General features: G+C 51.6%; 7 protein-coding genes and 2 pseudogenes. All 9 read right to left on the bottom strand.

Annotation, left to right across the window (positions count from 1 at the left end; genetic code table 11):
- Window positions 1-32 precede the first annotated feature (32 nt).
- The 9 genes and pseudogenes from DWY89_RS00405 to DWY89_RS00370 all read right to left on the bottom strand — a co-directional run bounded on the left by DWY89_RS00405 (window position 33) and on the right by DWY89_RS00370 (window position 12,142).
- A complete protein-coding gene (locus DWY89_RS00405) occupies window positions 33-2,393 on the bottom strand; it encodes a recombinase family protein (protein ID WP_118524271.1) in 2,361 nt (786 codons plus the stop codon).
- A gap of 170 nt (window positions 2,394-2,563) precedes the next feature.
- Window positions 2,564-3,403, bottom strand: a pseudogene (locus DWY89_RS14775) (glucosaminidase domain-containing protein); the annotation flags it as partial.
- A gap of 75 nt (window positions 3,404-3,478) precedes the next feature.
- A pseudogene (locus tag DWY89_RS14770) lies at window positions 3,479-4,030 on the bottom strand (N-acetylmuramoyl-L-alanine amidase); the annotation flags it as partial.
- 71 nt (window positions 4,031-4,101) lie between these two features.
- Window positions 4,102-4,806: a LysM peptidoglycan-binding domain-containing protein gene (locus tag DWY89_RS14475; RefSeq protein WP_118524269.1), complete on the bottom strand. Its 705-nt coding sequence runs from the start codon at window positions 4,804-4,806 to the stop codon at window positions 4,102-4,104.
- 53 nt (window positions 4,807-4,859) lie between these two features.
- Window positions 4,860-5,273, bottom strand: a complete 414-nt coding sequence (locus tag DWY89_RS00390) for a phage holin family protein (RefSeq protein ID WP_118524268.1) — start codon at window positions 5,271-5,273, stop codon at window positions 4,860-4,862.
- 130 nt (window positions 5,274-5,403) lie between these two features.
- Window positions 5,404-8,703 (bottom strand): SGNH/GDSL hydrolase family protein, encoded by a 3,300-nt coding sequence (locus tag DWY89_RS00385; protein WP_118524267.1) that lies wholly within the window; start codon window positions 8,701-8,703, stop codon window positions 5,404-5,406.
- A gap of 22 nt (window positions 8,704-8,725) precedes the next feature.
- A complete protein-coding gene (locus tag DWY89_RS00380; protein WP_118524266.1) occupies window positions 8,726-9,394 on the bottom strand; it encodes a hypothetical protein in 669 nt (222 codons plus the stop codon).
- Window positions 9,394-11,349 carry a phage tail spike protein gene (locus DWY89_RS00375; protein ID WP_118524265.1) on the bottom strand — a complete coding sequence of 652 codons (1,956 nt, stop codon included), beginning with the start codon at window positions 11,347-11,349 and terminating at the stop codon, window positions 9,394-9,396. The genes DWY89_RS00380 and DWY89_RS00375 overlap by 1 nt, the downstream gene beginning before the upstream one ends.
- A 16-nt stretch (window positions 11,350-11,365) precedes the next feature.
- Window positions 11,366-12,142 carry a hypothetical protein gene (locus tag DWY89_RS00370; RefSeq protein WP_118524264.1) on the bottom strand — a complete coding sequence of 259 codons (777 nt, stop codon included), beginning with the start codon at window positions 12,140-12,142 and terminating at the stop codon, window positions 11,366-11,368.

Genomic DNA, 12,142 nt, shown 5'->3' with positions numbered 1-12,142 from the left:
TCTGCTCCTTTCTTCCAGCCTTGCAACTGGTCTTATCTTACATGCCTCTTCCGCTGGCTGCCGTCGCGCATCGTATGCCCGTCATAATAGCTTGCGGTATTGCGGTAATCTTCAATATTGGAATCCATCTCTACCTCGGTCTTGGTGTCATCGAACCAGTGGACCGTAAACTTCAGCGGTGAATGGATCGTGATGGAGAGGAGGAAGGCCTTGCAGTGTTCTTCGGTCACTCCATTTAGAAAGGCCACCGTACCATCCCGCCCCGCCGGAAGTTGCTTCATCCACTCGATTGCCTTTTCCCTTCGTTCATAGTCGCCCTCCAGTTCTTCCCAGTAGTCTTCCATATAGTCGAGCTGTTCGGTCAGCTTCTGCTCAGTGTCCGTGTCCTTCTGAATATCACGCTCCAGTTTCTCAATGAGCTTTTTCTTCTCCTCAATAGAAGCAGGGTCGATCATCTCGTCACCGAGAAGTTCCAGACGGGTCTGCATCACATCCACCTGACTTTTCAGGAGCCGGATCTTCTTACTGGTGCTTTCCACACTGGTGTGGGCTGCGGCAATCTGTTTTTTATAAAAAGCACGGTCGCGTTCCATAAAATCCAGCTTCTGAATGCTCTCCAGCCGTGCAAGCATCTGGCTTACAAAAGAATCTGCTTCCGGGGTGAAGTTGTCATACTGCTCTTTGAACCGTCCGCTCATGATGTCTGCCACAGCCACGTTGTCATGGATGGGCTTAAGCGTCAGCCGGAACCTCTCCAGGACTGCTTTACGGAAGGCTCGGACAATCTGTTCCTCGTATACTTTTTCTGCATGGCAGATACGTTTTCCTGTCGTCCGGCTGCTCGTCGGGCACCGCCAGATGGGATAGTTCCCATTTCCGTTTGTCACATGGAAAAAGCGACCGCACTCCCCGCAGATTAGTCTTTGGGAAAACGCTCTCGGCTTCTTGCCGGATCTTGTCCTGTTATATAAATCGCTGTTTACTTTTACGACTTCCTGTGCCTTTTCAAACAGGTCCTCGTCAACGATTGCCGGATGATGGTTCCGGACAAAATACTGAGGAACTTCGCCTTTGTTGTCCCGTACTTCATGTGTCAGATAATCCGATGTGAACTTCTTCTGGATAAGGACTGCACCCATGTACCGCTCGGCGCGGACGATCCGCGTGATATTCCCGCCTGTCCATCCATCCAGCAGATCACTGTTTAACTGCCCTTTCTTGGATTTTTTCTTTCTTACTCTCACTGCGTCGGTGACAGGAGCCGGAATCTTGTCCATGTTCAGTCCCCGCGCAATCTCCGTATAGGCTTTCCCTTCCACGACTTCATGGAAAATGCGCCGGACGACCCTGGCTTCTTCCTCAACGATCTCAATATCTTTATACTCATATCCGCTCTCGGAGGTAACCATCTTCCCATTGTAGCGGTATCCGTACATGATCTTGTTTGGAACATCCCCCTTCGGAAAGCGCATCTTCTGCCCCAGCCGGATGTTACTGGAAATGCTGCGGCTTTCTTCCTGTGCAATGGCTGCCAGTGTCGTAAGGATGAAGTCGCTGGTCGGGTCTGCCGTATCCAGATTTTCTTTCTCGAACAGAATCGTTACCCCGCAGTCATGCAGGACATCCAGTGCACTCATAAAGTCAGCCGTGTTTCGGGCAAATCGTGATATGGACTTGCACACAATGCGGTCGATCTTCCCGTCCTTACAATGACGCATCAGTCGGCGGAATCCGGTTCTCTTTTCCTTGGAAGTGCCGGAGATGCCGTAATCGGAGTACACACCGACTGCATTCCATGCCGGATTATTTTCAATCAGCTGGTTAAAGTATTTTTCCTGCGTTTCATAGGAGTTCTCCTGGTCGCTCATGTCCGTAGAAACGCGGATGTAAGCTGCCACATTAAGGGTTCCGGCTTTCTTTTTGGTAGCCCGGAAGGTCGCCGTCGAAACGAACTTGTTATCCTGCGGTTCTTCCGGTGTGAAGAGCTTCGTAAACTCACTTTCCATACTGCTCTGCAGCCGTTCTGCAATGTCCGGCTCTGCCATGACCTTTTTGGCATCCAGAGCTTTCTGGATAAGAGCTGTGATACCGGCGTCCACGATGTCTTTTGATTTTTGGGGTGTCTGTTTTTTATCTGATGCGTTTTTTGGTTTTTGTTGAGTAGACCTGCCTTGGTGCGTATCAGCCAGTGTTAAAAAAGAAGCTGTGGCAGCATCCGTACTTTGACGAACATCTGCCACAGCTTCCACAGGTTTCTTTTTCCCAAGAGCGGCTTCCAGTAAAGCCGAGACATCCACAGCAGATGCATTTACTCTCTTCTGCTGTTTCTGCTGTACTGTATTCTTCACAGTCTTTTTCTGCAGATTTGCAAGGAAATCCGTACCAGTACTCATAGTTTTCGCTCCTTTCCTGCCCGTTTTCTTCTCTTTGAGCAGTCACATATTCCCTCTGTTTCGTGATATTATCAAGTAATTCCGATGCAGAAAGACGGAGAATAATCTGGTGGATTATTGTCTTATCTGCACCATATGTATGCCCCGCCCAAGGAGGACGGGGACTGTTTTTAGATACGGGCCGCAAAGTCAAGTGCGATCCACCCTGCACCGGATTTCAGCTTGCCCCAGCCCTTCGCAGAGCCAGCACCGGCAGATTCTGCCACGATAGTAAACACGCCTTTCCCGGTGTAATAACCGGTCTTACCGTAATTTGTTCCTGGACCCTTGCGGATGTTGAGGTCTTTAATGGACACACGCACAGTATACGGGACTGAAGACTTCGGTTCCGGGTAGACGGCTTTACCCGCCGGATCAAAAACATAATAGCCAGGATTCTTATCCGCGCACTGCTTTGCATAGGTGAGGTCGTGGAACGCACCTTTCTGGGAAGCGGCATTCTGCCAGCTCTTACGGACACGATACCAGCCGGAAATGGTGGTATGGCTGCCGGAGGTCGCATTATACTGCGTCAGGTTCCAACGCTCGATGATACTGCAGAGGCTCTGCACATAAGTGTGGCTGGTAGCATAGCCACCAGCCTTGATGATCTGTGCCGCTTTCTTGTAATCGGTACAGCCTGCCAGACCCTCATAGCGTTTCCTGCTGCCGCTCATCGCACCGAGCAGATATGCCGCATGATCGGCAATAGAGTCTTCCACACAAGCGTACTTGCGGAAGTCAGCAGTGATCGTCACATAACTGCCATCGGTATTCTGCTCCTGTGTTTTCTTGGTATAGACAGACTTGCCATCCCAACTACTGCCGCTCCAGCTGTTCCCGGAAAGCGAAGTCTTCATACCGAAGCAGTTATTGGCATTCTGTGCCAGCTCAGATTTACCGTAGCCGGATTCCAGAATGAACTGTGCCATCGACACGCAGGCAAGGATGCCCGTGGTTTTCTGGTTCGCAGTAAACAGCGGACCGATCTTTGCAACTGCTTCTGCTTCCGAGAGATTTTTCAGCGAAGAAGCCTGCATGCCGGATGAGGATGAACCGCCCAGTGCTGCAGTTACCCTTGCGGCCAGATCACCCAGGCGGGCATACAGCCAGTTTCCAGGGCAGCTTTTATTCGCAAACCAGCGGTGAACGGTCAGCACCATTTCATCTGCCGCCGGAGCATAGTTGAGTGTCTTATTTTTATCACCCAGCCACAGGAGCTTCTTCTTCCCGTTACGCTTGCAGATATCAATGCAGAGCTTGACAAGAGAGTCATATACGGCACTGTTCATGGCATACGGCTCATTCATGTCGCTGGCGCATTCGATGGTGACCGCCCTCTGGTCATTGGCATTGCTGGACGAACACCAGCTGCGGTTCTTTTCTTCGACACAAAGCGACACACGGCCGTCTGTGCCGATGCCGTAGTTGCAGCTTGCCTGACGGCTTGTGCTGGTGAAGCAGCCGCAGATGCTTTCCGCAGAAAGCTGACCAACCACACAATGCGGTGTGATACGGTCGATGCTGTGTGTCCTCTGCCCGGAATGGTTTGGGGAGAATTTTGTATAAACAACGAGTGGACTATTGGTATATCCCATAATGATTTCCTCCTGCTAAAAAAAATTGAGGCCCAGATCACTCTGAACCTCGCGCTGTGGTTATTCTGTTGTTACGGGATCAGCAGTTTCATGCCGACCCGGATGGCATTGGAAGTCAGACCATTCAGCACACAGATATCTGCACAGCGGCTGCCGCTTCCCAGTTCCTTTTCCGCGATCTTCCAGAGATTATCACCGGGAACAACGGTATAGATCCTGCCAGCTGTGAACGCATAGGTGTCCGCACTGTTCAGGACATATGCGACACCAGCCTCTGCTTCGGCACACTTGATCTTCAGCCAGCCATCACAGAACTGCACGACTTCCACAAGGGCATTCTTCTTGTAGACCGCTACGACCTCCGCTTCCAGACTCGGCTTTTTACGGATGTTCATGAGGGTCTTGAGCTTGCCGTAGGCAATGGTCGCCGGAAGCTCCTCCGCAGTCGGGAACTCATTCTCATCCACTTCGTCTTCGGCTTCTTTCTCTGCCGGGGTATCCTCCACAGGGGGTGTGGTTTCCGGCTTATCTTCCGGGATATCGTCCACGACTGCTTTCTCTTCACTCTCATCTGCGCCGGTATCCGGGACAGCCTCTTCCGGATAGATCACGTTGCCGTCATTGTCGAACACGCGGCTGCCGGGGTTCTCATCGCACTTGGCTTTTGCATTCGCCAACAGACGGTACGCGCCAAACTGGGATGCCTCATCTTCCCAGACTTCACGCACGCGGTAATAACCAGTCGTCAGTTTTGCGGGATACTCTTTCTTACTCATATTGCTTACCTCCTAAAAATTGAGGGAGAGGCTGTTACACCTCTCCCCACTGATTACTCGTCCTTATTCTCCTTTTCTTCCTTCAGCTGTGCCAGCATCTCCTTGAGCTTCTCCGGCACCGGAAGACCAATGACTGCTGCGTTTTCGAGGCAGCTCAGGCCCTCATTCGCCAAATAGAAGAACACCACTGCAGTACGGATGGCGGCCCCATTCTGAAGGATCTGTGTGTCAATGATGTTGGCAATGCCGACCAGTACAAAGATACACACCTTCTTGGCGATGCCCTTAAAGCCAACTTCAGAAGAAAGCTCATGCTTGATCGCTGCCGCCAGCACTCCGGTGAAGTAGTCGCAGACCACGAACACTACAAGTGCATACAGGAAGCCGTCAAACCCGCCGAAGAACCAGCCCAGGAAACCACCCAGACCTGCAAACATCCATTCAATCTTGTCGATCACATTCTGCATAATCTTGTCCTTTCCTGCCCAATCCGGGCATAAAAAATAGACGGTCGATGCCGCCTTGTGTATACTCCTTCTATAATGAACACCGTTTCACAGACATTTTGGAGGTATGTCTGTCAGGGACGGTGGAAATTTATTTGCTGTCCTCCGTCAGCCATGCACGGATCTGGCAGTAATAGCCGTCTGCCCATGCCTGATAGCCTCTTCCGGACGGGTGGATGCTGTTGGTCAGCGTCCGGCTGGTTTCCGTGAACCGGTTCGTCACCGACTTGTCCGAATACGGAAATGCCAGACGGCGGTCCGTGCGAAGACCGTGGGCAAAACAAGTCACGTTTTTGCGGTACTTGCCAGCATCGAATGCCTTAATCAGTGCAAGGTTCAGCGTGTTGATGCTCATATGAAAGATACCCATGCTGGAACCGCACTGATAAGAATAATCCGAGCCGGGTCCGCAAAGGCCGATACCGATCTTGCAGTTCGGGAAGCCCGTTTCCTTATCCAGCAGCGCATCAATGAACTGTTTTGCCTGATCCACGAACTTCTGCACCTCTGCCTCCGTGCGGTAAAGTGTTGTTCCCTGTGACACGTCATTGGTGCCGAGTGCGATCAGGAAGTAGTCGATACCCTCGTAGCCGTTGGTCTCGCAGTATTTCTGGAAATCCAGACGGCCTTTGATCTTGTCCCAGAACGCATTCGTTTTGCCGGCGTAATCCGTGTCTGCCAGATACCGGGCAAATGTCCAGCTGCCGCGTCCTTCGTGCTTGCCGCCAGACGGTCCTCTCGTTCCCAGTTGGTGGATCACGCAGTCATTATCCTCTGCCAGCAGACGGTACACTTCCGTTGCCACAGAACCATTGTCCACAAGAGAGTCTCCACAGATGCAGATATTCTTCGTGAGCTTGTCCTTCAGCTTATGGTGGACCCTGACCTGCACAGGTTTGGACGATACCGTATGGCAGTCATCTTCATCCAGACGGCGGACGGTCAGTGCAAAATCCGTGCTGTCCTTCGTCGGCGTGTAGTTCATGCAATACTCGTTCCGGGTCAGGCTCGGTGCATTCGTGCCTCTGGCGAGCACATACAGATTTTCCTTGCCATCGTGGCGGGAAAGACAGTCAAAGAAGATGGAAAGCTGGCGACCCTCCATGCAGTCCCAGTGGGACGGAGTCACGATATCATCCTCTACAGCCGGAGTAATGGCTTTCTGCACATAATCCGTGATACGCTTCGGGATGAAAGATGCCGCGTTATCTGCGAAGAGATCACCCGCTTTGTATTCCTTACCGCCCACAATGAACTTCACATCCGGGTGAATGTGCGGATTATACAGCTTGCTCTGATACCAGGATGCAATATAGAAACCATTCGTACCCAGCTTTCGGAACAGGCTGGTGTCGTACAGATTGATGGTTTTCGTACCGGCATCATAAGCGAGGATGCGCATCGGCATACCAAATGTCGAGCTGGGTGTGTTAAATGCCATCTCTACCGGATCGCCTGCCATGATCCACTCATAGTGGAACGTATCCGGAACACCCAGACACTTGGTACTGACCTGGATCGTACCGCCATCCTGGTCAATGGTAATACCGCCGCTTGCCAGATACATATGGCGGGAATCCTTACCGGCAAGATCCGTGCGGAGCTGCTGGAAGCGGTCCTCATACTTCTTTTCGATATAGGAATCACGCCGTTCTTCATCGAAAAGCTCACCGGCCTTATAAGTCGTGCCATCCAGCACAATGCTGAAAGAGGAACCCATGTGCGGATACCAGAAATGGTTTTCATACCATGCAGCGATATAGTAGCCGTTTACTCCCAATGCCCGGAACTGTGCAGTGTTATAAAGATTGATCTGATCTATGGACGAGTCATAGGCAAGGATCAGCATGTGATGCTTTTCTGCTTCCGTACTATCCAACATCGGTACCGGCTCCTCACTAGCACTGATCCAGTAGTAAGCACCGTTATCGACAACCGCCAGGATACGTTTCGTGACCTGAATGGTGCGGTTGACCATATCGATCGCAAACTGGCCTGTAGCGAGGAACATCTTTGCTGAACGGTACTTGTGCCAGGTCATCGAATTATACGCCGCTTTCGCCGGATTTCCATAATCGATTCCGTTGATGACGGTACCGCTGTTCGAAGGAGCCGCATATACAACATTTGCTTGATAAAGGATCGCAAACACAAAACGGTTCCTTGTAAACAAACCGCCCCAGTCACCGACCGTGTTTTCCACTTTGATGACCGGCAGTTCAATCTTTTCTCCCGTTTCATCAGCAGATACTTCCATTCCATCGTAATAGATTGCCCACCAGCCTTTCGCAGTAAAATCAACCGAAGTACTGTTCTCTGCCCCCAGTTTCGTCTGCTCATACTGTGTACCATTTGTACGGCGGCAGACATATACGTCCTTCCCCTCCGGGAATGTGACTGTCACCTTGCTGCCCGTGAACCTGATATCCACGCTGCCGTTCATCCACTGCCAACCAGTTGCATAATTTGACAGCAATCTCAGTGGGAGCATGTTGTCGTAAAAATACACAGAGAGTTTCGACTGCAGTTTCGCATTGGTGGTGACAGAGATAAAACGGGTATTCGGAAGCAGTGTGATCACATAGTTGTCATAGACCTTGCCGCTCTCTGCCCGGAAACAGCCACCGAGGAACTTACGGTCCATGTCATAACAGACCACGTTATTATAGTCATCCCGGCCACTCATGTAGCCGAACGGACCGTCCACCAGAATTGCCCCGCCACTGACAGGGACCATATATGCCGCCCGCCAGTCCTCTGAGGCTAAAAGATTTCCATTCTGGTTTACAAAACCATTTTTAATCACCCAGTTCTTCATGATATTCTGCATGGAACGCACCCTGCCGACTGCACGGATATTGTCACCGACTGTGGGATAAGTCTTTCCCTCATCATCCACACGGGCATCTACCAGCTCCTGCGCATAGTTGGCATTTTTGTCCGTAGATGCCTTGACGTTGGCATTGATCTGGGCTTTCAGTGTTTCTGCAGTCTTATCCATCTCGGACTTACTGGCTGCAACTGCACTGTTCGCTGCATCGACTTTCTGAGTGATATCCGCTACATCCTGTGCGGTCATCTTGCGCAGGACTGCCACATCTGATGCAGTATCTGTACGAAGCTGCTCTACATCTGCCGCAGTATCCTTGCGGAACTGCTCCACTTCTTCTGCCGTATTCTGACGGTACAGAGCCATCTGCTCCGAGAACCGGGAACACATCGCCCAGTATTCCTCCTGTGACAGAAGCGTTCCGGCCGGCACAGGTTTCCGGCTCATATAGCTGTCGCCTGTGGATTCCTCATACACAATGGTAAGAGGTTCATATTCTTTTGCTTTGTCCCAGACACCATCATGGCGAGGGACGATTCGGTTGCCGATATATTCCGACATATTTTCCCCTTTCCCGGCTGCATCAGCCGTTTGCAAACTCTACGATCAAGCGTCCGTCACCATCCATTGAAAAGATGAGCTTCAGACCATCCTCGGTGGTGAAGGCAAGATAACCGTCATCCGTAACCGTACAGTTCAAAAGATTTTCGATGAATTTCTGGATGGTGCTGGATTCCGACTTGTCACTGAAGCCGAGTCCATCCTCCGACACAACGGCAAAATAGCCATCATCCGTGATATACACTTCCAGCAGTCCCTTGCGGATGGCTTCCACCACGCCAGCGTAGGTATAAGTGGCGATCTTGCCGTTGTTGATGGCTGCCCGCTCCACCTTCAATGTGAGAGAGAACGACCCAAGGACATCCCCTGCTGCGCTGAGCATAACAACATCCAGCGGAAACCGCCCGGCCTGTGCGGTCATGAAGGTCGTGATTGTAAAGACGACCGCCCCATTTTCAACAAACACAAGGTCGGATGCCGTCTCGCTGGTGTAGTGGAAGATCGTGCCGTCCGGTCTGGTACCGGAACAGGCAACGATGCAGTCCTGTGGTACAGAATACTGAACCGAGTTGTTATACAGGACACATCTGACTTTCCGTGCCCTGTTGTCATACTGCTTGACCGGAACTGTCACCGGGATCAGATTCTCCGTCAGCGACAGTTCCACTTCCTGATAAATGCTTGTGATCATTACGCGCTCCCTCCTTCCTGATCGGTCTTCTTGTCATCTGTTTCTTCTTTGCCCCCATTATCTTTTTCTTCGGTGTCCGGGTTTTCCGGCTCCGGCTTTTCCGGTTCCGTCGGTGTGGTCGGTTCCGTTGGCTGTTCCGGCTCATAGCCGATGGTCTGCCACTGTTCTCCATCCCAGAGCTTTAACCGCAGATTTTTCTTATCGACCCAGAGCGTATCTGCCGCCGGGGTCTTCGGTGCGTTTTCCGATACCGGGATACTCGGCTGGTACTTTTTATCCAGTTCTTTTTCGACATCTTCCGACAGCTTCTTCGCCACGCTGTATCTCTCATCCAACTCCTTCTGCAGATCTTCTGGGATTTTCGTAAAGGTGCCATACCGCTTATCCAGTTCCTCATACAACTCTTTGGAAAGCTTTTTGGCAGTTTCGTACCGCTGGTCGAGTGTTTTCTGAAGTTCGGCGGAGATAGCAGCCGCTGTTTTGTACCGTTCATCCAGTTCCTTCAGCAGCTCCTCAGAAAGCTCCGTGGCTTTCTTATAGCGGTCATCCAGTTCTTTGAGGGTCTGTTCCAGCAGGATCGCTGTCCTGACTGCGGTGTCATCCGCCTCCCAGCCATAACCCCACGTCTTACCGCCATCCGTGGATACAAACAACCCGGCAGCGCTGTTCTTCCATGCGACCGTTGACTGTTTCAAAGTCGCCGCATTGAATGCATATCGGGTCGTATTTCCCTTACTGTCAGTTTCATTTTTATAATGAAGGCCAAACAGCGCAGCAAAAAGCGCACCGTCATAAATGATGGATGCTGTGATCCCACCGACCTGCTCTCCCACCGCCGTTTCCGCACGGACTGCCGTATCATAGGCAATCGTCGCTGTATTCCGGATGCTGTTGAGCGAACCGGTCAGAGAAGAATTCCGGCTGCTGACCGTGGAGTTTGACAGCGTGATGCTGTTATAGCGTTCCAGCAGCGCATCATACTCGGTTTCGGTGACTTTGGAACTGACTTCGATTCCCAGCTTTGAGATAAACACATGGACCGTATCGCAAAGGGAAACACGCTCTGCTTCCACGATGTCCTCATACCCCGGTGTATTCCAGAGTTGTAAAAAGTCGATCTTGATATCGATCTCCGGCTCCGTTAAGTCCGTGGTGTCGATATAGTTCTGTGCGTATTCCCGGAGTGCCGCTTCGCTCGGCTTTTCCTGAAAATTGCTGGTACAGTCCAGCACGGTGACCTTCTGGTAAGGAATTGACCGTTTGCTTTGCAGCACTACCTTCTCCGGCAGTTCCATGACCGCCTGCGTTTCGTTGTCTACCCAGTACGGATGTACACCCGTGATGGTGTTCTCGATGGATTTTTCCATCTTGAAATCCGTCAGGTTCTTACCGTAGATGATGTGGACGTTATGGTCAGCACCTCTTGCCTTATGGAACTTGACCGTATACCGGTCCCACTCGAATTCACCGCCAAAAACGTCCAGAACTGATCCGGCCATACCTCCGAGGCAGTTTCGGAAGGAAGATGGAACCCCCAGCGTAAAAGTCGCGCTGGTTTCCACATCTGTCCAGACATCGAAAGGACAGTCGGAAGCCGCATGGCTTTTCAGCCCCTGCATTGCCCCGCCACATCCGGTCACTGAAAATGGTGATACCGTGATAAAGTTGAGCTGGTAGGAAATATGCCGTGCCTGCACTTCCAGCTTGCCATCTATCGGGGTCGTGATCTTGTAGATGCGGAACGGCTGAGACTGCATGGTATCGGATGGCTTGGCAAGGATGATATTCCCCTCCTCCAGCATCTCTGCATGGATGCCATCTGCCGGACAGACCAGCTTCAGTTCATAGCTTCCGTTTCTCTTTTCCGTTACGGTACAAGACTGTGCATCTGCCAGCTTTCCAATACCGTTATGATTGAACTTCATCTCTGTTGATGCATATAAACATGGGATCACTGGCTGCACCTCCCTCTTACAGCGTCCACCAGCGTGGAGTCACCTCCACCGCCGTGATGCCGCCTGTCCATGCGATTTGTGTCTTTCCCTCCGGCAGTTCCGGGAAATCATCCGAAAGGATGGTCTCATTGCAGAAGCCGGAAGCGTTGTAAGCGTTGTGCGTTTCACAATTGAGCAGCACGTAGTCCTTGATGCTGTGGATGGTGATCTTCTCCTCACCCACATACAGTTCGCCGCCAGAATCCCCGTAGATCTTGAAGATAGGCTGTGCCGGAAAAGCGAAGGGGTTCTTTAAGGTCGACCTGCCATCCAGCCGGATCACCCTCTGCCCATCCACGCTCCAACGCTGGGGCTTACAGTTGAATGTCAGCTCCATCTCAGCGGCTTTCTGGGCTGTCACATCAAATTCCAGGGCGTCCTTGCAGACTGCCATCCGGAAGAAATCCGGGTCGTAGGTGTCCTGCAATTTCTGATACCCGATCGGAGATAACAGCCATGCCTTGACCGCTGCGGTCTTGGCAGGCAGACCGTTGAAGAAAAATGCCTTATACTTGATATCCACGTTCTGATACCTACGCCTGCCTGTCCTTGCATTCTCGGTGATGATGTCCCCGTTCCTGCCGGGTACGGAGGTGCTCTCCACATCCGCAGCCGGGGAATCATACACACCGGGGCCAGACAAATATAAAAGGAAGTCCTTGCTGGACTTCCCGGCAAAGGACAGATACTGTCTGGCATATCTGCCTTTGAGCTGAAACTGTGATACTGTCTGCTTTGGGGTGTTATAGCCCAT

This window comes from Clostridium sp. AF27-5AA, assembly GCF_003478415.1.
Classification (GTDB): Bacteria; Bacillota; Clostridia; order Lachnospirales; family Lachnospiraceae; genus Otoolea; species Otoolea fessa.
The sequence above is the reverse complement of the archived record's forward strand: the minus strand, read 5'-3'. Positions and strand labels throughout refer to the sequence as shown.